This is a genomic window from Bacillus cereus group sp. BfR-BA-01453, from assembly GCF_022662915.1.
Lineage (GTDB): Bacteria > Bacillota > Bacilli > Bacillales > Bacillaceae_G > Bacillus_A > Bacillus_A paranthracis.
Genome location: NZ_JAKUEN010000019.1, coordinates 1 through 19,488 on the forward strand (window position 1 = coordinate 1; position 19,488 = coordinate 19,488).

The window sequence follows — 19,488 nt, forward strand, 5'->3', positions numbered from 1 at the left end:
TTGATAGGTTCGAGGTGGAAGCATGGTGACATGTGGAGCTGACGAATACTAATAGATCGAGGACTTAACCATATAATATGTAGCAAATGTTATCTAGTTTTGAAGGAATATGCCTTCAATAGTTTGGTGATGATGGCAGAGAGGTCACACCCGTTCCCATACCGAACACGGAAGTTAAGCTCTCTAGCGCCGATGGTAGTTGGGACCTTGTCCCTGTGAGAGTAGGACGTCGCCAAGCAACTAAACACGAGTCAAATGACTCGTGTTTTTTCGTGTTTTCTTTTATAATCCATAGTAATAAAAAATGTATTTAAATAATTATTATTTTGATTAAATACAGGGGAATGTGGCTAGGATAGTAAATAAGCAAAACAGTTGCAAATTTTATTAATACGTATATAATTAAAGTCAAAGATAGTCAAAGTCAATAAAGGTGGCGGATAAATGAGAAATATATCTGATATCATTGAGCAATATCTAAAGCAAGTTATTGACTTAAGTAATAATAATGTGATTGAAATCAAGAGAAATGAGATTGCGGATCGATTCGAGTGCGTACCATCTCAAATCAATTATGTAATCAATACCCGTTTTACGTTAGAAAGAGGATTTGTAGTAGAAAGTAAACGTGGTGGAGGAGGTTACATTCGCATTATAAAAGTCAAACTGCATGACGATATAGACATTATTGATCAAATGCTTCATATGATTGATCATAGCGTTGCGCAAGGAAATGCAGAGAGTATGATTATACGTTTAATAGAAGAGGGAATCATAACGAATCGTGAAGCTAAACTTATGTTAAGCGTACTAGATCGTTCTGTATTATCAATGGATGTTCCTTCTCGAGATGAACTTAGGGCTCGAATATTATGCGCAATGTTAAGAACACTGAAATATAAATAAATACAGCTTTTGTAAAAGAATAATAACTAAAAGATAAGGCAGTTAAATATTGTAGAAGTTTTGAAAAAAGAACACGCACTTTTGTAAACGAATAAAGGAAAGTGAACAGTCTAGTAATGTATGAAAAGTACTATGAGATAGATCGTTCCTGTTGTAAAGGTGGGGATAGTGATGACTTGTCAAAACTGTAATATAAGACCAGCAACTTTACATTATACAAAAGTAATTAACGAAAAGAAGGCGGAAGTTCATCTTTGTGAGCAATGTGCAGAACAAAGTGGCTATACGTCTTTCTTTCAATCATCGCAGTCTAACTTTTCATTCCATGATTTATTTGCTGGGTTATTACACGGTGAATCAACAATGTTTGAAGAAGGAAAAAGCGGATTTTCGAACACAAATATATTGAGATGTCCAGATTGTAAAATGACATATGAGCAACTTACAAAGGTAGGACGCTTTGGATGTGCTTCTTGTTACGATACATTTAAGGAACATTTAAAGCCATTATTAAAACGTCTTCACGGCGGGCATACAGATCATTGTGGAAAAATTCCGGAGCGTATAGAAGGAAATATTCACTTAAAGAAAGAATTAGATGAACTAAAACTCATTCTGAAACAATATGTACAGAAAGAGGAATTTGAGAAAGCTGCTGAAGTAAGGGATAAAATTAGAAACCTTGAAAATCAGCTTAGTGAGCATAGAGAGGGGGAATAGTTCTATGTCACTGGACAAAATTATGAATGAAGCGATTAGTCCATGGATGAAGGGGGATGGCCCTGATTCTGATATTGTTTTAAGTAGTCGAATTCGTTTGGCTCGTAATTTTAAAAAATATCAATTCTCTACTATGCAAAACGAAGAAGAAGCTAAACAGATTCAAGAATTATTTAAAAAGGAATTTATAAATAAAACAGTAGAACCTTTTGGAGAGTTTGAACTATTAAAAATGAATGAATTAACGCCTCTTCAAAGGAGAGTATTAGTTGAAAAGCATTTAATTAGTCCCAACCTTGCAGGAACAGAATATGGAGCGTGTCTATTGTCAGAAAACGAACATATTAGTGTTATGCTGAATGAAGAAGACCATATTCGGATTCAGTGCTTATTTTCAGGATTGCAGTTATCAGAGGCCCTTCAAAGTGCCAATCAAATAGATAATTGGATTGAGAAAGAGGTTGAATATGCTTTTGATGAATCACTTGGATATATTACGAGCTGCCCTACTAACGTTGGTACAGGACTTAGGGCTTCCGTAATGATCCATTTACCGGGGCTCGTTTTAACGAAAAGAATTAGCCGTATTATACAAGTAATTCAAAAATTAGGGTTAGTAGTAAGAGGAATATACGGTGAAGGTAGCGAAGCGTTAGGTAATATATTTCAAGTGTCAAACCAAATGACGCTAGGAAAATCTGAAGAAGATATTATTGCAGATTTAAAGAGTGTTATTCAACAAATCATACAGCAAGAAAAGATGGCTAGAGAATTAATTGTACAAAATTCAAGTATTGAGCTTGAAGATAAAGTTTATCGCTCTTATGGCATACTAGCTAACAGTCGTTTAATTCAATCTGCGGAAGCAGCCAATTGCTTATCAGATGTACGACTTGGTATTGATTTAGGATATATAAAAGGTATATCGAGAAATATTTTGACTGAGCTAATGGTTCTTACACAACCAGGCATTTTACAACAATATGCGGGAGGACCTTTAGGGCCAGAAGAAAGAGATTATCGAAGAGCAACCTTAATCCGTGAGCGATTACGTATTGAAAAAAACTAAGCGCAAGTAGGAGGCGATTTCTATGATGTTTGGAAGATTTACAGAAAGAGCACAGAAAGTATTAGCTTTATCTCAAGAGGAAGCGATTCGTATTGGGCATAACAATATTGGAACAGAACATATTTTACTTGGGCTTGTACGCGAAGGTGAAGGAATTGCAGCAAAAGCGTTGATTGCTCTTGGATTAAGCCCGGAGAAAGTTCAAAAAGAGGTAGAAGCGTTAATTGGACGCGGAACAGAAGCTTCTCAAACCGTACATTATACACCGCGTGCTAAAAAGGTTATTGAGCTGTCTATGGATGAAGCTCGTAAATTAGGTCATTCTTACGTTGGAACAGAACATATTTTACTTGGTTTAATCCGCGAGGGTGAAGGGGTAGCAGCACGTGTTTTAAATAACTTAGGTGTTAGCTTAAATAAGGCAAGACAACAAGTATTGCAACTTCTTGGAAGTAATGAAGCAAGTTCAGGTCATCAAGGTGGTTCTTCAACAAATGCAAATACACCAACACTTGATAGCTTAGCACGTGATTTAACAGTTGTTGCACGTGAAAATCGTTTAGACCCTGTTATTGGACGTGGTAAAGAAATTCAACGTGTAATTGAGGTTTTAAGCCGTAGAACAAAAAACAATCCTGTATTAATTGGGGAGCCTGGTGTAGGTAAAACGGCAATTGCAGAAGGATTAGCACAACAAATCGTAAATAATGAAGTTCCTGAAACTTTAAGAGATAAGCGTGTTATGACACTAGATATGGGTACAGTGGTAGCCGGAACGAAATACCGTGGTGAATTTGAAGACCGTTTGAAGAAAGTAATGGATGAAATCCGCCAAGCAGGAAATATCATTCTATTTATTGATGAACTTCATACATTAATTGGTGCAGGTGGAGCAGAAGGTGCTATTGACGCATCGAACATTTTAAAACCATCTTTAGCTCGTGGGGAATTACAATGTATTGGGGCGACAACGTTAGATGAATATCGCAAATATATTGAAAAAGATGCAGCTTTAGAGAGACGTTTCCAACCAATTCACGTTGATGAGCCAAGTTTAGATGAATCAACTCAAATTTTGAAAGGTTTACGCGATCGTTATGAGGCACATCACCGCGTATCTATTACAGATGATGCAATTGATGCAGCTGTAAAGCTTTCAGATCGTTATATTACAGATCGTTTCTTACCAGATAAAGCAATTGATTTAATTGATGAAGCTGCTTCAAAGGTTCGCTTACGCTCTTATACAACACCACCAAATCTAAAAGAGCTTGAAGTGAAGCTTGAGGAAATTAGAAAAGAAAAAGATGCAGCTGTACAAAGTCAAGAGTTTGAAAAAGCTGCTTCCTTACGTGATATGGAACAACGTTTACGTGAGAAGTTAGAAGATACGAAGCGTCAATGGAAAGAGCAACAAGGAAAAGAAAACTCAGAAGTGACAGTAGAAGATATTGCAAATGTTGTTTCTACGTGGACTCGTATCCCAGTTTCTAAACTTGCACAAACAGAGACTGATAAATTATTAAACTTAGAATCCATCCTTCACGATCGTGTTATTGGTCAAGATGAAGCGGTAGTAGCTGTAGCAAAAGCTGTTCGCCGTGCTAGAGCAGGATTGAAAGATCCGAAACGTCCGATTGGCTCGTTTATTTTCTTAGGACCAACAGGTGTAGGTAAAACGGAGTTAGCAAGAGCGTTAGCAGAATCTATGTTCGGTGATGAAGATGCAATGATTCGCATCGATATGTCTGAGTACATGGAGAAACATTCTACTTCTCGTTTAGTTGGATCTCCTCCAGGGTATGTTGGATATGAAGAAGGTGGACAATTAACAGAAAAAGTTCGCCGTAAGCCATATTCAGTTGTCCTATTAGACGAGGTAGAGAAAGCTCATCCTGATGTGTTTAACATTTTACTACAAGTATTAGAAGATGGTCGCTTAACAGATTCGAAAGGGCGTACAGTTGATTTCCGCAATACAATTGTTATTATGACATCTAACGTTGGTGCAGAGGCGTTAAAACGTAATAAGCATCTTGGATTTAACGTACAAGATGAGGGCCGCGATTATTCGGATATGAAAGGTAAAGTAATGGATGAGCTGAAAAAAGCCTTCCGTCCAGAATTCTTAAACCGTATTGATGAAATTATCGTGTTCCATATGCTTGAGAAAAAACATATTCAAGAGATTGTAACACTTATGGTAAATCAGTTAGTAAATCGCTTAAAAGAGCAAGAAATTGAATTGCAATTAACAGAAGGAGCAATTTCGGCCATTGCTGATAAAGGGTTTGACCGAGAGTACGGTGCTCGTCCGCTTCGTAGAGCAATTCAGAAACATGTAGAAGATAGACTATCGGAAGAACTTTTAAAAGGTGCTATTGAGAAAGGACAAAAAGTTATCTTTGATGTTGAAGGAGAATCATTTGTCATTCATAGTGCTGAAAAGGTAAAATAAGTATAGACAAACTAAGAGGGCTACGAGATAGCCCTCTTTCTTGTACGACAAGGATAAATTGTTTATAGATGAAAGTGAAGTGAGATATAAAACGATATGGCTAAAAAGAAAACAAAATTCACATGTCAAGAGTGTGGGTATCAGTCACCAAAATATATGGGGAAATGTCCTGGATGTGGTCAATGGAATACGCTTGTTGAAGAGATGGAACCGGTTGTATCATCAAGGCGCCTTAATTATGCCAATGCAATTCAAACAGAAGTAACAAAACCAAGACGTCTAACAGAAGTGGAAACAAAGTCTGAGGCGCGTATTGAAACAAAATTTCAAGAATTTAACCGTGTACTTGGTGGCGGGATTGTAGATGGATCCTTAGTACTGATTGGTGGAGACCCCGGGATTGGAAAATCAACGTTACTATTACAAATATCATCGCAATTAGCAGATTCTTCATATGATGTCCTATATATATCGGGTGAAGAATCAGCAAAACAGATTAAACTGCGTGCGGATCGTTTACATGTAAATGGTAGTAATCTATTTGTTGTATCAGAGACGGATTTACAGCGAATTGCAACACATATTGAAGAGGTGAACCCAGCCTTTGTTGTTATTGATTCTATTCAAACAATACATCTACCTGAAGTAACATCAGCGCCGGGAAGTGTGGCACAAGTTCGTGAATGTACAGCGGAATTAATGAAACTTGCAAAAACAAAAGGAATCCCTATTTTTATCGTTGGACATGTGACAAAAGAGGGGGCGATTGCAGGACCTCGTATGTTAGAACATATGGTCGATGCAGTTCTTTATTTTGAAGGAGACCGTCATCATACATACCGTATTTTGCGAGCAGTAAAGAATCGCTTTGGTTCTACGAATGAAATGGGTATTTTTGAAATGAAAGAACTTGGTCTTGCAGAAGTATTAAACCCTTCTGAGATTTTCCTTGAGGAAAGACCAGTTGGGGTTGCGGGATCAACAGTGGTTGCCTCAATGGAAGGAACAAGACCAGTTTTAGTAGAAATACAAGCATTAATTTCCCCTACTAGTTTTGGAAACCCTCGAAGAATGGCAACGGGAATTGATCATAACCGTGTATCGCTTATTATGGCAGTGCTAGAAAAAAGAACAGGCTTATTATTGCAAAATCAGGATGCATATTTAAAAGTAGCAGGTGGTTTGAAGTTAGATGAACCAGCAATTGATTTAGCTGTCGCTTTAAGTATAGCTTCAAGTTTTAGAGATAAATCTACGGCACCAACCGATGCAGTAATAGGAGAAGTAGGATTAACTGGAGAAATAAGAAGAGTATCAAGAATTGAACAACGTGTACAAGAAGCGGCTAAATTAGGATTTCAACGCGCTATTATTCCTAGAAAAAATTTGGGAGGATGGACAATTCCAGATGGGATTGAGGTAGTTGGTGTATCTAATTTAGGAGAAGCACTTCGTTTGACATTAGGAGGCTAGGCTATGGAAGAAAACAAGCAACGTGTCAAAAGTATGATTAATATTTTACAACTTGTGGCCCCGGGAACACCACTGCGCGAAGGGATAGATAATGTACTTCGCGCACAAACAGGGGGATTAATTGTTCTTGGATATAATGAGCAGATTAAAAGTATTGTTGATGGAGGTTTTCATATTAATTGTGCATTTTCTCCAGCTAGTTTATATGAATTAGCAAAAATGGATGGGGCACTTATTTTAAATGAAACTGGAAGTAAAATTTTGATTTCGAACGCACAGTTAGTTCCAGAGTCATCTATTGACTCTATTGAGACAGGTATGCGCCACCGAACGGCGGAGCGTGTAGCAAAGCAGACAGGCAGCCTTGTTGTGGCTATTTCACAAAGACGTAACGTAATTACGCTATATCAAGGGAATTTACGTTATACACTAAAAGATATAGGCGTTATTTTAACAAAGGCGAATCAAGCTATCCAAACGTTAGAAAAATATAAGGCTGTATGGAATGATGGGATTACGAATTTGGGCATTCTAGAATTTGAAGAGGTTGTTACAATGTCCGAGGTAGTCCATGTTTTACATAGTGTTGAAATGGTACTACGTATTAAAAATGAAATATTGAGCTATATTCATGAATTGGGAACAGAAGGTAGGTTAATTCGTTTACAACTTACGGAACTATTAGCCGACTTAGAAGCAGAGGCAGCGCTATTAATTAAAGATTACTATCAAGAAAAAACACAAGACCATCATCAAATTTTGAAAAAGTTACAAGAACTTGCGAATACACAACTTCTAGAGGACAGTGATTTAGTTAAATTGCTCGGATACCCGGGACAAACGAGTTTAGAAGAAAGTGTGACGCCGAGAGGATACCGAATCACAAGCAAAATTTCGCGTGTTCCACCACTTATCATTGAAAATTTAATTAATCGATTTAAAACTTTGCAAGGTGTTTGTCGTGCAACTATTAATGAATTAGATGATGTGGAAGGAATTGGGGAAGTCAGGGCGAAGAAAATACGAGAAGGTCTAAAAAGAATTCAAGAGCATCTCTATATGAGTAGACACAATTAAGAATATTACATTGATTCTATAATATAACGACACTAGAACATTTTTGGTATATGATATGATATATTGGTAAATAAAACTATTTATAAAAAAACACGTCCGCTTTTGCATTCGGCGTTTTGATTAGCGAAACAATGGTTAATAATGAGTAGGAGGTGGTTGGATGTTAAAACGGATTGTACAGCTCTTCTTTTTAGTAATCGGGGGAGCGTTAGGGATTTACTTAATCCCAAAAGTTATTAATGTATTAGACATCGGTGCTGTTCCATTATTGGAAGGATCGTATGTTCGTGCAATTATTGGTGCAATTATTTTATTTTTAACAACATTTTGGCTTGTAGATTATATTGTTCAACTTATTAAGCATATTGAAGAGGCTCTTGTAAAAGCGCCTGTAGCAGATGTTTTGTTTGGTACATTAGGTTTAATCTCTGGGCTTATTGTTGCGTATTTAATTTTAATACCAATTCGTGAATTTACAATTCCAGTTATTAGTACAGTGTTGCAAGTGTTCTTTACTCTTTTACTAGGATATTTAGGATTCCAAGTAGGGTTTAAAAAGAGGAATGAATTGCTAGGATTATTTACATTACCACAACGTGGGAAAAAGAAAAATAATAATAGTGAGAATGAAGAACCAGAAAATGAGGTAGAAGAATCTTTAGCGCATTGGAAAATTCTCGATACAAGTGTAATTATCGATGGACGTATTGCTGATATTTGCCAAACAAAGTTTTTAGAAGGAACAATTGTCATTCCACAATTCGTGTTAGAAGAACTTCAGCACATTGCCGATTCTTCTGATGCTTTAAAACGTAATCGTGGTCGTAGAGGATTAGATATTTTAAATCGTATTCAAAAAGAGATGCCGATTCCGGTAGAAATTTATGAAGGCGATTTCGACGATATTCAAGAAGTGGATAGCAAACTTGTAAAGTTAGCGAAAATCACTGGTGGAACGGTAGTAACGAATGACTTCAACTTAAACAAAGTCTCTGAATTACAAGGGGTAACGGTGTTAAACATTAACGATTTAGCTAATGCAATTAAACCTGTTGTACTCCCAGGTGAAGAACTAAGTGTTTATGTTGTAAAAGATGGAAAAGAACAAAATCAAGGTGTAGCATATTTAGATGACGGCACGATGATTGTAGTAGAAGATGGTAGAGAATATGTAGGCTCACAACTCGATGTACTCGTTACGAGTGTGTTACAAACGTCGGCTGGGCGCATGATTTTTGCCAAACGTAAATTATTAGAAAAAGCATTATAAGTAGAGGATTATTAATATGTATACATTAATTATTCCGGCAGCTGGTCAAGGAAAGCGGATGGGTGCTGGCAAAAATAAGTTGTTCTTACTTATTAATGAAGTACCGATTATTGTGCATACGTTACGTGCTTTCGAACAGGATAAAGCATGTAAAAATATTATTATGGCAATTAACGAAGAAGAGCGTCCGTATTTTGAAGAGTTAATGCAGAAGTATCCGGTTGCAAAGCCAGTACAATTTATTCAAGGTGGAGCTGAAAGACAAGATAGTGTATATAATGCGATTCAGCATACGAGTGATGTTGAGTATGTTCTTGTACATGACGGTGCGCGCCCGTTCGTAACGAATAAAGTGATCCAAGATGTATTAACTGCAGCAGAAAAATATGGAGCTTCCATTTGTGCGGTGCCAGTGAAAGATACTGTTAAGAAAGTAGAGCAGGGTGTTGTTGTAGAAACAGTAGAAAGATCTCAGCTGACAGCTGTACAAACACCGCAAGGGTTCTCTGTTTCTCTTTTGTTAGAAGCTCATAGAAGTGCGAAGCAGAGTTGTTTCCTTGGTACAGATGATGCAAGTCTCGTAGAACGTATCGGGAAGCAAGTAGGTGTAGTAGAGGGGAGTTACTATAATATTAAAGTGACGACTCCAGAGGATTTACTAATTGCTGAAAGTTTTCTTCACGTTCAAAAGAAATGATAGCAATGATTATAGCGAAGAGAAGCTCGGCAAAGGCCGGGCTTTTCTTTATAAGGATAGCGATATAATATAGAATCATAAAGCTCAGTAGTTTAGCTCGAGGAGGATGTAAAAAATGTTTCGAATTGGACAAGGTTTTGATGTGCATGAATTCGCGGAAGGTAGACCGTTAATTATTGGCGGAATTACAATTCCACATGAGAAAGGATTAATCGGTCACTCTGATGCAGATGTATTGTTACATACAATCGCGGATGCGTGTTTAGGTGCAATTGCAGCAGGAGATATTGGAAAACATTTTCCTGATACAGACCCCGCCTTTAAAGATGCTGATTCAGCTATATTATTGCAAAAGGTTTGGGGATTTGTGCGTGAACAAGGTTATGAATTAGGGAATTTAGATTGTACAATTATTGCTCAAAAGCCAAAAATGGCACCACATATTGAAAGTATGCGTAAACGCATTAGTGAACTATTAGAAACGTCTATTGATAATATCAATGTAAAGGCAACAACAACAGAAAAACTAGGATTTACAGGTAGAGAAGAAGGAATTGCTTCTCAAGCAGTTGTTTTATTACAGAAAAAATAATGGTTTTTAATTCGTAAGATGGATAATCACATTTTTTTGGTGTACAATTATAGAATGTGTTGACATTAAGAATGGAAGGTGTACCAATTATGGAAAAGCAAGTGAGAGTGCGCTATGCGCCAAGTCCAACAGGACACTTACATATCGGAAATGCGCGTACGGCATTATTTAATTATTTATTTGCTCGTCATCAAGATGGTAAGTTTATTATTCGTATTGAAGATACTGATGTAAAACGTAATGTTGCTGGTGGAGAAGAAAGCCAATTAAAATACTTGAAATGGCTCGGTATGGACTGGGATGAAGGTGTTGATGTTGGTGGTGAATTTGGACCATATCGTCAAACAGAGCGTTTAGATATTTATAAAAAGTTATATGAAGATTTATTAGAGCGTGGTTTAGCTTACAAATGTTATATGACAGAAGAAGAGCTAGAAGCAGAACGCGAAGGGCAAATCGCTCGTGGTGAAACACCTCGTTATGCAGGTAACCATCGTGATTTAACTGAAGCGCAAGTGAAAGAATTTGAAGCTGAGGGACGTATTCCAAGTATTCGTTTCCGTGTACCAGCTGACCGTGATTACACATTTAAAGATATTGTAAAAGATGAAGTTGCATTCCATTCAAATGATTTCGGTGATTTCGTTATCGTGAAAAAAGATGGGATTCCAACTTATAACTTTGCAGTAGCAGTAGATGATCACTTAATGGAAATTACACACGTACTTCGTGGTGATGACCATATTTCAAACACGCCAAAACAAATGATGATTTATGAAGCTTTCGGTTGGGATATTCCTCAATTCGGTCATATGACTTTAATTGTAAATGAAAGCCGTAAAAAATTAAGTAAGCGTGATGAATCTATTATTCAATTTATCGAGCAATATAAAGAACTTGGATATCTTCCAGAAGCAATCTTTAACTTCATTGCACTACTAGGTTGGTCGCCAGTAGGAGAAGAAGAAATCTTCTCTCAAGAAGAGTTTATCAAAATGTTCGATGCAGCTCGTTTATCAAAATCACCTGCATTATTTGATTCTCAAAAACTGAAATGGATGAACAACCAATATATGAAAAAGCAAGATTTAGATACGGTGGTAGAATTAAGCTTACCGCATTTAGTGAAAGCTGGACGTATAGGTGAAACTTTAAGTGAACAAGAACAAGCTTGGATTCGTGATGTAATTGCGTTATATCATGAACAAATGAGCTTTGGAGCTGAAATTGTAGAGCTTTCTGAAATGTTCTTCAAAGATCATGTTGATTATGAAGAAGAAGGACAAGAAGTATTAAAAGGTGAACAAGTACCAGAAGTACTTCGTGCATTTGCTGGTCAAGTAGAAGCACTAGAAGCTATGGAACCGGCAGCAGTTAAGGCGGCTATTAAAGCAGTTCAAAAGGAAACAGGTCATAAAGGTAAAAACCTATTTATGCCAATCCGTGTTGCAACTACTGGTCAAACACACGGCCCGGAGCTTCCTAATGCTATTGCACTTCTTGGAAAAGAAAAAGTTTTAAATCGTCTTCAAAAAGTAATTGGTTAACATTTTCTAGGTTTAGAAATATAATAAGTATACTTAAAACCTAATAAGGAAAAGCGACGAGAAGGAGAAGTAGAAAATCAGGCTTTTTACAGAGAGAACCACCTTAGGCTGGAAGTGGTTTATAAGCGGGTTTTTGAAATGCCCCTTCGAGTCTTCTGCTGAACAGCAAATTGTTTTGCGAAACGTCTTAGGACGTAAAGTAAGCAGAAGCGGTGTACACCGTTATCAGAGATGAGTTTGAGGCTTTTTTTAGCCTAAACAGAGTGGAACCGCGCTTATAAGGCGTCTCTGTCAATATGACAGAGGCGTCTTTTTTTATACCGTAAAATTGGGTATGAGTATAAGTTTTATCCACGTGTATAAAGATTTAGGGGGATAAGTAGGGAGTTAGTTCACTCGAAAAAGCAGCCCATAAAGGGGAGGGAACGTCGATGTTTAAGAGGCTTCGGGAAGATATTGAAGTCGTTTTTGAACAGGATCCAGCGGCAAGAAGTTATTTCGAAGTCATTTTGACTTACTCTGGATTACATGCAGTTTGGGCCCATCGAATTGCACATGCTTTTTATAAAAAGAATTTCTTCTTTATTGCACGTTGGATCTCACAAGTTAGTCGTTTCTTTACTGGTATTGAGATTCATCCAGGAGCAACAATTGGTCGTCGTTTTTTCATTGACCATGGAATGGGAGTTGTAATTGGAGAAACGTGCGAAATTGGTGACAATGTAACGATCTATCAAGGAGTTACATTAGGTGGTACGGGTAAAGAAAAGGGAAAGAGGCACCCTACAATTCAGGATAATGTATTAATTGCAACAGGTGCTAAAGTACTAGGCTCTATTACAGTTGGAGAGAATTCTAAAATTGGAGCAGGTTCTGTCGTATTAAAAGAAGTCCCTGCACATTCTACAGTTGTAGGTATACCTGGCCGAGTCGTTATTCAAAATGGCGTAAAGATTGGTCAAGAATTGAATCATTCCGACCTTCCAGACCCAATTTTTGATAAATTAAAGGTCATGGAAGTAGAACTTGATAAATTGAAAAAACAACTTGAAGTAAAGGTAGAAAGGAAGGATAAAAATGACTATTCACATTTATAATACGTTAACACGTCAAAAGGAAGAGTTTATTCCATTAGAAGAAAATAAGGTAAAGATGTATGTATGCGGACCTACAGTTTATAACTATATTCACATCGGGAACGCAAGACCACCTATGGTATTTGATACAGTGCGCCGTTATTTAGAATATAAAGGATACGATGTGCAGTATGTATCTAACTTTACTGACGTAGATGATAAATTAATTAAAGCCGCAAATGAGTTAGGCGAAGATGTGCCGACAATTGCGGACCGTTTCGTGGAAGCGTACTTTGAAGATGTAACGGCATTAGGTTGCAAACATGCAACAGTTCATCCGCGTGTAACAGAAAATATGGATATTATTATTGAATTTATTCAAGAACTTGTGAATAAAGGATATGCATATGAATCAGAAGGGGATGTGTACTTTAGAACGAAGGAATTCGAAGGGTACGGTAAGTTATCACATCAACCGATCGCGGACTTACGTCACGGTGCGCGTATTGAAGTAGGAGAAAAGAAACAAGACCCTCTTGATTTTGCACTATGGAAAGCTGCGAAAGAAGGAGAAATCTTCTGGGAAAGCCCTTGGGGTCAAGGGCGTCCAGGCTGGCATATCGAATGCTCGGCAATGGCACGTAAATACTTAGGGGATACAATTGATATTCACGCCGGTGGTCAAGACTTGGCATTTCCTCATCATGAGAATGAAATCGCGCAGTCTGAGGCGCTAACAGGAAAAACATTTGCACGTTATTGGATGCACAATGGATATATTAATATTAATAATGAAAAAATGTCTAAGTCACTTGGGAACTTCATTTTAGTTCACGATATCATTAAGCAATATGATCCGCAGTTAATTAGATTCTTTATGCTATCAGTACATTATCGTCACCCAATTAATTTCAGTGAAGAGTTATTACGAAGCACAAATAACGGACTGGAAAGAATTAAAACAGCTTACGGTAATTTGAAACACCGTATGGAAAGTAGTACGGATTTAACAGATCATAATGAGAAATGGTTAGCTGATCTGGAAAAATTCCAAACTGCATTTGAAGAAGCGATGAATGATGATTTCAATACTGCTAATGCAATCACTGAGTTATATAATGTAGCAAATCATGCAAATCAATATTTACTGGAAGAACATACGTCTACAGTGGTAATTCAAGCATACGTAAAACAACTTGAAACATTATTTGATATTTTAGGGTTAGAATTAGCACAAGAAGAGTTACTAGATGAAGAAATTGAGGCGCTTATTCAAAAACGTATTGAAGCTCGTAAAAATCGTGATTTTGCATTATCAGATCAAATTCGCGATGATTTAAAAGACCGTAATATTATTTTAGAAGATACCGCTCAAGGTACAAGATGGAAAAGAGGATAAGAATGATTGATGCAAAGCAATTAAACAGCTTAGCGTTAGCATATATGGGTGATGCGGTATATGAACAATATATCCGCTATCACCTACTTCAAAAAGGGAAGGTTCGTCCTAATCAGTTGCATCGATTAGGGACAAGCTTTGTTTCGGCAAAAGCACAGGCGAAAGTTGTTTATCATTTATTAGAGACAGCATTTTTAACTGAGGAAGAAGAGGCAGTACTAAGAAGAGGGCGTAATGCAAATTCAGGTACTGTTCCGAAAAATACAGATGTACAAACATATCGACATAGTACAGCCTTTGAAGCGTTAATTGGCTATCATCACTTATTAAATAATCGTGAAAGATTAGACGAAATTGTATATAAGGCAATTGCTGTTCTAGAAGAAAAGGAAGGGGGCACATCATCATGAGTAGTGAATATATTATCGGACGTAACCCTGTAATTGAAGCGTTACGATCAGGGAGAGATATTAATAAAATTTGGATCGCAGAAGGTGCTGCCAAAGGACAAGTGCAAATTGTACTGGCACTAGCGAAAGAAAATAAAATTATTTTGCAACATGCACCAAAAAAGAAGTTAGATCAATTAGTTGAGGGGAACCATCAAGGTGTAATTGCTCAAGTGGCCGCATATCAATATGCTGAGCTAGAAGATCTATTCAAAGTAGCAGAGAAGCGTAACGAAGATCCGTTCTTCTTAATTTTAGATGAAATTGAAGACCCGCATAACCTCGGTTCTATTATGCGTACTGCGGATGCGACAGGAGCTCATGGAATTATAATTCCGAAAAGAAGAGCTGTGGGACTTACTGCATCAGTTGCGAAAGCATCTACTGGGGCAATTGAATATATTCCTGTTGCACGCGTAACGAATTTATCTCGTACAATCGATGAATTAAAAGAACGTGGACTTTGGATTGCTGGTACAGATGCAAAAGGGAAAACGGATTATCGTAATTTAGATGGGAAAATGCCAATTGGATTAGTAATTGGAAGTGAAGGAAAAGGTATGAGTCGTATTATTGGTGAAAAATGTGATTTCTTAATTACTTTACCGATGGTTGGTAAAGTTACATCCTTAAATGCTTCAGTGGCCGCGAGTTTGTTAATGTATGAGGTATATCGTAAACGTAACGAAATTGGTAAATAAAAAATGAACGATATTTTAATCGTTGACGGTTACAACATTATTGGAGCTTGGGGAGACTTGAAGAAACTACGGGATGTAGATTTGCAGTCATCAAGAGATGCACTGATTGATAAGATGGCGGATTACCAAGGTTACACAGGGACAAAGGTAATGATAGTTTTTGATGCGTATACAGTCCACGGTATTGAAAAAAAGATGAAACAATCGCGTGTGGAAGTTATATTCACGAGGAAGAATCAAACGGCAGATGAAAAGATAGAGCAACTTGCGATTGAACTTAGAAATATAAATACGCAAATATATGTTGCGACTTCTGATTATACGGAACAATGGGTTATATTTGCTCAAGGTGCGCTCCGGAAATCTGCGCGGGAATTAGAGTTGGAAGTACAAGCGATGGAGCAACAAGTAAGAAGGCGTACACAAGACGCAAAAGAAAAGCAACCCGCCATGCGAAAGATATTTAGTAAAGATATTACAGAAAAGTTAGAAAAATTAAGAAGAGGAGAGCGTTGAAGCATTGACGCTCTTTGTCTTTTTACTGTATAATATTTCTAAATAAATAGCGGTCGGAGGGATCAAGGTGGAAGCAGGCTTCGTAAGTGTAGGCGACGTTACATTTCGTGATTTAGAAGATGAGGCAATCGTTGAGTTAGTTCGAAAAGGTAATACTGACGCTCTAGAATATTTGATTCACAAATATAAGAACTTTGTTCGCGCGAAATCGAGATCTTATTTCTTAGTGGGTGCCGATCGAGAAGATATTGTTCAAGAAGGTATGATTGGATTGTTTAAAGCGATTCGTGATTATAAGGAGGACAAGCTGTCTTCGTTCAAAGCATTTGCTGAACTGTGTATCACTCGACAAATTATTACCGCTATTAAAACAGCAACCAGGCAAAAGCATATTCCGTTAAATTCATATGTGTCTTTAGATAAACCGATTTATGACGAGGAATCTGATCGGACATTATTAGATGTTATTTCGGAAGCGAAGGTAACTGATCCTGAAGAAATGATTATAAGTCAGGAAGAATATACAGACATAGAATCTAAAATATCTGAATTATTAAGCGATTTAGAAAGAAAGGTGCTTTCTTTATATCTAGACGGCCGTTCTTATCAAGAGATTTCGGAACAGTTAAATAGACATGTGAAATCTATTGATAACGCTTTACAGAGGGTGAAGCGGAAATTGGAACGATATATGGAAATGAGAGAGAGTACCACTTTAAATTCATAACAAGTACTACAGGTGTAAAAAATCACCTGTTTTCTTTTTGTAGGGAGTACAAAAGGCATGACATTGACATTGTCTTTTATTGTATGATACATTTTTAGGGACATAATGTTACAAGGTTGGTGTAACTAATGAGGAAAAAAGTTGTACTCTCATGTGAAGAGTGTAAAAATCGAAACTACTCTACGATGAAAGATACGAGCTCAGTAGAGCGACTTGAAATAAAGAAATTTTGTAAAACATGCAATCAGCATACAGTTCACAAGGAAACAAAATAAATAATTGAAATAATACACTGGAGGTCCCGTAGATGCGTTTAACGAACTTTTTCGGCGATGTAGGTCGCGAAATGAAAAAAGTAAGTTGGCCTAAAAAAGATGAATTACTCCGTTCAACAGCGACTGTTATCGCTACAGTTGTCTTCTTTGCGATTTTCTTCGCAGTTGTTGATATGGGCATTTCTTCTTTAATTCGGTTAATTCTTGGTTAATTCTTGAATAAGAAGCACTTATCCATGATATAATGTTATTTATAAGAACTGTGTAAAAGCCCGGTGAACGGGTTTTTTCATTTGCGCAAAAAAATGTACGTCAGGGAGGGAAGGACGCTCGTCCTAAATGAATGGAAAAAAGTTGGTATGTTGTCCATACTTATTCTGGATATGAAAATAAAGTAAAAGCAAACCTAGAGAAACGTGTAGAATCAATGGGTATGCAAGATAAAATTTTCCGTGTTGTTGTCCCGGAAGAAGTAGAAGTAGAAATGAAAAATGGTAAAGAAAAATTAATGAAAAGAAAAGTGTTCCCAGGTTATGTATTAGTAGAATTAATCATGACTGATGACTCTTGGTATGTTGTACGTAACACGCCAGGTGTAACTGGGTTCGTTGGTTCTTCTGGTTCTGGATCTAAACCATCACCTCTATTAGAAGAGGAAGTTGTTACCATTATGAAACATATGGGAATGGACAACGAGGTGGTTGATTTCGACTTTGAACTTCATGAGACAGTACGTGTAAATGAGGGACCATTCGCAGATTATACAGGTGCTATCGAAGAAATTGATGTGGAGAAGAAGAAGGTTAGCGTGCTTGTGGACATGTTTGGTCGCGAGACTCCAGTTGAACTTGACTTCCATCAAATTGAAAAATTATAAAATGAAACTTGAAATGAATTGTAAAAAGTGATAATATCTTTTAAGTCAGTACGTCTTCGTTATCGGAGACGTTTTTTGAAAGATTTTATCCTTAGAGATAAAATATGACGTGGGAGGGCAAATCACTGTCCAATTGACCACATCACGGACTTAAGGAGGTGTGTCTCGTGGCTAAAAAGGTAATTAAAATGGTAAAGCTTCAAATTCCTGCAGGTAAAGCTAACCCAGCTCCACCAGTTGGTCCAGCATTAGGACAAGCAGGTGTTAACATCATGGGCTTCTGTAAAGAGTTTAACGCTCGTACAGCAGATCAAGCTGGTCTTATCATCCCTGTTGAAATTACGGTATTTGAGGACCGTTCATTCACTTTCATTACTAAAACTCCTCCTGCTGCTGTTCTTCTTAAGAAAGTAGCTGGTATTGAGTCTGGTTCTGGTGAACCAAACCGTAATAAAGTGGCAACTGTTAAGCGTGATAAAGTACGCGAAATCGCTGAAACTAAAATGCCTGACCTAAACGCTGCTAGCGTAGAAGCTGCAATGCGTATGGTTGAAGGTACTGCACGCAGTATGGGCATCGTTATCGAAGACTAATTCGATTTGTTTTTTAAAAAAGGTTGCGGGTCTGGAATTCCAATTCGCAACCTTTATTATCGTAAATGATTATCGTTTTTAAATAAATGGGTGGCGCGCATCCTCAGGTTATACCTGAAAATAAGCGTAAACGTGGGAGGTTATTCCGCTAAAACCACATTCGAGGAGGAAATAAAAATGGCTAAAAGAGGTAAAAAGTACGTAGAAGCTGCAAAGCTTGTTGATCGTGCAGCTGCTTACTCTGCAACAGAAGCAGTAGAATTAGTAAAGAAAACAAACACAGCTAAATTTGATGCAACTGTAGAAGCTGCATTCCGTTTAGGTGTTGACCCTAAGAAAGCTGACCAACAAATCCGTGGTGCAGTTGTTCTTCCACACGGTACTGGTAAAGTACAACGTGTATTAGTGTTCGCTAAAGGTGAAAAAGCTAAAGAAGCTGAAGCTGCTGGAGCTGACTTCGTAGGCGATGCTGATTACATCGGTAAAATCCAACAAGGTTGGTTCGATTTCGATGTAGTAGTAGCAACTCCTGACATGATGGGTGAAGTTGGTAAACTTGGTCGCGTATTAGGACCTAAAGGTTTAATGCCAAACCCTAAAACTGGAACAGTTACTTTTGATGTAACTAAAGCTGTTAACGAAATCAAAGCTGGTAAAGTTGAATACCGCGTTGATAAAGCTGGTAACATCCACGTTCCAATCGGTAAAGTATCTTTCGAAGATGCTAAATTAGTAGAAAACTTCAGAACAATCGCTGACACTTTACAAAAAGTTAAGCCAGCTGCTGCAAAAGGTACTTACATGAAGAACGTAACAGTTGCTTCTACAATGGGACCTGGCGTACGTGTAGACGTTTCTACATTAGCGTAAATTTTGGAAGTTGACTTCATAAAGAAGTTTTAATATAATCATTTATGTTGTGAATTTAATTAGTGTACCGTAGACAGTAGGTGTCAATAGACTTAATTTCCTACCTAGGTGTTAATATACGAAGCGGAATTTTTTTCTGTGACTATATGCCTCCATGTCTACAAGTTGGGCATGGAGGTTTTTAGTGCACTTTCGG

Annotated in this window: 21 protein-coding genes, 1 rRNA gene and 2 other annotated features; all 22 genes read left to right on the forward strand. The window is 37.3% G+C overall.

Annotation, left to right across the window (positions count from 1 at the left end; translation table 11 throughout):
- Positions 1-122 precede the first annotated feature (122 nt).
- Positions 123-238 (forward strand): 5S ribosomal RNA (rrf, locus tag MR070_RS23865).
- A gap of 206 nt (positions 239-444) precedes the next feature.
- A complete protein-coding gene (ctsR, locus tag MR070_RS23870; RefSeq protein ID WP_001244563.1) occupies positions 445-906 on the forward strand; it encodes a transcriptional regulator CtsR in 462 nt (153 codons plus the stop codon).
- Between the two features lie 171 nt (positions 907-1,077).
- A complete protein-coding gene (locus tag MR070_RS23875; protein WP_000128394.1) occupies positions 1,078-1,626 on the forward strand; it encodes a protein-arginine kinase activator protein McsA in 549 nt (182 codons plus the stop codon).
- A gap of 4 nt (positions 1,627-1,630) precedes the next feature.
- Entirely contained in the window at positions 1,631-2,695 is a 1,065-nt protein-coding gene (locus MR070_RS23880; RefSeq protein ID WP_242262119.1) for a protein-arginine kinase McsB, read from the forward strand.
- Positions 2,696-2,717: 22 nt separating this feature from the next.
- On the forward strand, positions 2,718-5,153 hold the full coding sequence (gene clpC / locus MR070_RS23885; RefSeq protein WP_000971177.1) for an ATP-dependent protease ATP-binding subunit ClpC: 2,436 nt from the start codon (positions 2,718-2,720) through the stop codon (positions 5,151-5,153).
- A gap of 96 nt (positions 5,154-5,249) precedes the next feature.
- On the forward strand, positions 5,250-6,626 hold the full coding sequence (gene radA, locus MR070_RS23890) for a DNA repair protein RadA (RefSeq protein ID WP_001085212.1): 1,377 nt from the start codon (positions 5,250-5,252) through the stop codon (positions 6,624-6,626).
- A 3-nt stretch (positions 6,627-6,629) separates the two neighbouring features.
- Positions 6,630-7,703 (forward strand): DNA integrity scanning diadenylate cyclase DisA, encoded by a 1,074-nt coding sequence (gene disA, locus MR070_RS23895; protein ID WP_000392171.1) that lies wholly within the window; start codon positions 6,630-6,632, stop codon positions 7,701-7,703.
- Between the two features lie 160 nt (positions 7,704-7,863).
- Positions 7,864-8,973, forward strand: a complete 1,110-nt coding sequence (locus MR070_RS23900) for a PIN/TRAM domain-containing protein (RefSeq protein ID WP_000919684.1) — start codon at positions 7,864-7,866, stop codon at positions 8,971-8,973.
- Between the two features lie 16 nt (positions 8,974-8,989).
- Positions 8,990-9,670 carry a 2-C-methyl-D-erythritol 4-phosphate cytidylyltransferase gene (ispD, locus tag MR070_RS23905; protein WP_000288305.1) on the forward strand — a complete coding sequence of 227 codons (681 nt, stop codon included), beginning with the start codon at positions 8,990-8,992 and terminating at the stop codon, positions 9,668-9,670.
- Positions 9,671-9,785: 115 nt separating this feature from the next.
- Positions 9,786-10,262, forward strand: coding sequence for a 2-C-methyl-D-erythritol 2,4-cyclodiphosphate synthase (gene ispF / locus MR070_RS23910; protein WP_000488383.1), 477 nt, complete (start codon positions 9,786-9,788; stop codon positions 10,260-10,262).
- Positions 10,263-10,351: 89 nt separating this feature from the next.
- On the forward strand, positions 10,352-11,809 hold the full coding sequence (gene gltX / locus MR070_RS23915) for a glutamate--tRNA ligase (RefSeq protein ID WP_044790591.1): 1,458 nt from the start codon (positions 10,352-10,354) through the stop codon (positions 11,807-11,809).
- Positions 11,810-11,856: 47 nt separating this feature from the next.
- Positions 11,857-12,102: a binding site (T-box leader), on the forward strand.
- Positions 12,103-12,240: 138 nt separating this feature from the next.
- Positions 12,241-12,906 carry a serine O-acetyltransferase gene (gene cysE / locus MR070_RS23920; protein ID WP_000476500.1) on the forward strand — a complete coding sequence of 222 codons (666 nt, stop codon included), beginning with the start codon at positions 12,241-12,243 and terminating at the stop codon, positions 12,904-12,906.
- Positions 12,887-14,284: a cysteine--tRNA ligase gene (gene cysS, locus MR070_RS23925; RefSeq protein WP_000152260.1), complete on the forward strand. Its 1,398-nt coding sequence runs from the start codon at positions 12,887-12,889 to the stop codon at positions 14,282-14,284. The genes cysE and cysS overlap by 20 nt, the downstream gene beginning before the upstream one ends.
- Positions 14,285-14,286: 2 nt before the next feature.
- Positions 14,287-14,694 (forward strand): Mini-ribonuclease 3, encoded by a 408-nt coding sequence (locus MR070_RS23930; RefSeq protein ID WP_000564261.1) that lies wholly within the window; start codon positions 14,287-14,289, stop codon positions 14,692-14,694.
- A complete protein-coding gene (gene rlmB, locus MR070_RS23935) occupies positions 14,691-15,434 on the forward strand; it encodes a 23S rRNA (guanosine(2251)-2'-O)-methyltransferase RlmB (RefSeq protein WP_000093759.1) in 744 nt (247 codons plus the stop codon). Before MR070_RS23930 ends, rlmB begins: the two co-directional genes overlap by 4 nt.
- 3 nt (positions 15,435-15,437) lie before the next feature.
- Positions 15,438-15,950 carry an NYN domain-containing protein gene (locus tag MR070_RS23940; RefSeq protein WP_000997882.1) on the forward strand — a complete coding sequence of 171 codons (513 nt, stop codon included), beginning with the start codon at positions 15,438-15,440 and terminating at the stop codon, positions 15,948-15,950.
- Positions 15,951-16,017: 67 nt separating this feature from the next.
- The gene (locus tag MR070_RS23945) at positions 16,018-16,677 is read left to right on the forward strand and encodes an RNA polymerase factor sigma-70 (RefSeq protein ID WP_000387198.1); all 660 of its coding nucleotides are present in this window, start codon (positions 16,018-16,020) and stop codon (positions 16,675-16,677) included.
- A gap of 128 nt (positions 16,678-16,805) precedes the next feature.
- The gene (rpmG, locus tag MR070_RS23950) at positions 16,806-16,952 is read left to right on the forward strand and encodes a 50S ribosomal protein L33 (RefSeq protein WP_002070160.1); all 147 of its coding nucleotides are present in this window, start codon (positions 16,806-16,808) and stop codon (positions 16,950-16,952) included.
- A gap of 32 nt (positions 16,953-16,984) precedes the next feature.
- Positions 16,985-17,164 carry a preprotein translocase subunit SecE gene (secE, locus tag MR070_RS23955; RefSeq protein ID WP_001241321.1) on the forward strand — a complete coding sequence of 60 codons (180 nt, stop codon included), beginning with the start codon at positions 16,985-16,987 and terminating at the stop codon, positions 17,162-17,164.
- 131 nt (positions 17,165-17,295) lie between these two features.
- Positions 17,296-17,829 carry a transcription termination/antitermination protein NusG gene (gene nusG / locus MR070_RS23960; RefSeq protein ID WP_000415794.1) on the forward strand — a complete coding sequence of 178 codons (534 nt, stop codon included), beginning with the start codon at positions 17,296-17,298 and terminating at the stop codon, positions 17,827-17,829.
- 167 nt (positions 17,830-17,996) lie between these two features.
- Positions 17,997-18,422 carry a 50S ribosomal protein L11 gene (gene rplK, locus MR070_RS23965; RefSeq protein WP_001085872.1) on the forward strand — a complete coding sequence of 142 codons (426 nt, stop codon included), beginning with the start codon at positions 17,997-17,999 and terminating at the stop codon, positions 18,420-18,422.
- A 177-nt stretch (positions 18,423-18,599) separates the two neighbouring features.
- Positions 18,600-19,292, forward strand: a complete 693-nt coding sequence (rplA, locus tag MR070_RS23970; protein ID WP_002020168.1) for a 50S ribosomal protein L1 — start codon at positions 18,600-18,602, stop codon at positions 19,290-19,292.
- Between the two features lie 49 nt (positions 19,293-19,341).
- Positions 19,342-19,485 (forward strand) — a sequence feature (ribosomal protein L10 leader region).
- The last annotated feature ends 3 nt before the right edge of the window (positions 19,486-19,488 follow it).

What these genes read in the sequence shown, in the direction of transcription:
- ctsR (WP_001244563.1), top strand. Translation starts at nt 445, where the DNA reads ATGAGAAATATATCTGATATCATTGAGCAATATCTAAAGCAAGTTATT.
- MR070_RS23875 (WP_000128394.1), top strand. Translation starts at nt 1,078, where the DNA reads ATGACTTGTCAAAACTGTAATATAAGACCAGCAACTTTACATTATACA.
- MR070_RS23880 (WP_242262119.1), top strand. Translation starts at nt 1,631, where the DNA reads ATGTCACTGGACAAAATTATGAATGAAGCGATTAGTCCATGGATGAAG.
- clpC (WP_000971177.1), top strand. Translation starts at nt 2,718, where the DNA reads ATGATGTTTGGAAGATTTACAGAAAGAGCACAGAAAGTATTAGCTTTA.
- radA (WP_001085212.1), top strand. Translation starts at nt 5,250, where the DNA reads ATGGCTAAAAAGAAAACAAAATTCACATGTCAAGAGTGTGGGTATCAG.
- disA (WP_000392171.1), top strand. Translation starts at nt 6,630, where the DNA reads ATGGAAGAAAACAAGCAACGTGTCAAAAGTATGATTAATATTTTACAA.
- MR070_RS23900 (WP_000919684.1), top strand. Translation starts at nt 7,864, where the DNA reads ATGTTAAAACGGATTGTACAGCTCTTCTTTTTAGTAATCGGGGGAGCG.
- ispD (WP_000288305.1), top strand. Translation starts at nt 8,990, where the DNA reads ATGTATACATTAATTATTCCGGCAGCTGGTCAAGGAAAGCGGATGGGT.
- ispF (WP_000488383.1), top strand. Translation starts at nt 9,786, where the DNA reads ATGTTTCGAATTGGACAAGGTTTTGATGTGCATGAATTCGCGGAAGGT.
- gltX (WP_044790591.1), top strand. Translation starts at nt 10,352, where the DNA reads ATGGAAAAGCAAGTGAGAGTGCGCTATGCGCCAAGTCCAACAGGACAC.
- cysE (WP_000476500.1), top strand. Translation starts at nt 12,241, where the DNA reads ATGTTTAAGAGGCTTCGGGAAGATATTGAAGTCGTTTTTGAACAGGAT.
- cysS (WP_000152260.1), top strand. Translation starts at nt 12,887, where the DNA reads ATGACTATTCACATTTATAATACGTTAACACGTCAAAAGGAAGAGTTT.
- MR070_RS23930 (WP_000564261.1), top strand. Translation starts at nt 14,287, where the DNA reads ATGATTGATGCAAAGCAATTAAACAGCTTAGCGTTAGCATATATGGGT.
- rlmB (WP_000093759.1), top strand. Translation starts at nt 14,691, where the DNA reads ATGAGTAGTGAATATATTATCGGACGTAACCCTGTAATTGAAGCGTTA.
- MR070_RS23940 (WP_000997882.1), top strand. Translation starts at nt 15,438, where the DNA reads ATGAACGATATTTTAATCGTTGACGGTTACAACATTATTGGAGCTTGG.
- rpmG (WP_002070160.1), top strand. Translation starts at nt 16,806, where the DNA reads ATGAGGAAAAAAGTTGTACTCTCATGTGAAGAGTGTAAAAATCGAAAC.
- secE (WP_001241321.1), top strand. Translation starts at nt 16,985, where the DNA reads ATGCGTTTAACGAACTTTTTCGGCGATGTAGGTCGCGAAATGAAAAAA.
- nusG (WP_000415794.1), top strand. Translation starts at nt 17,296, where the DNA reads ATGGAAAAAAGTTGGTATGTTGTCCATACTTATTCTGGATATGAAAAT.
- rplA (WP_002020168.1), top strand. Translation starts at nt 18,600, where the DNA reads ATGGCTAAAAGAGGTAAAAAGTACGTAGAAGCTGCAAAGCTTGTTGAT.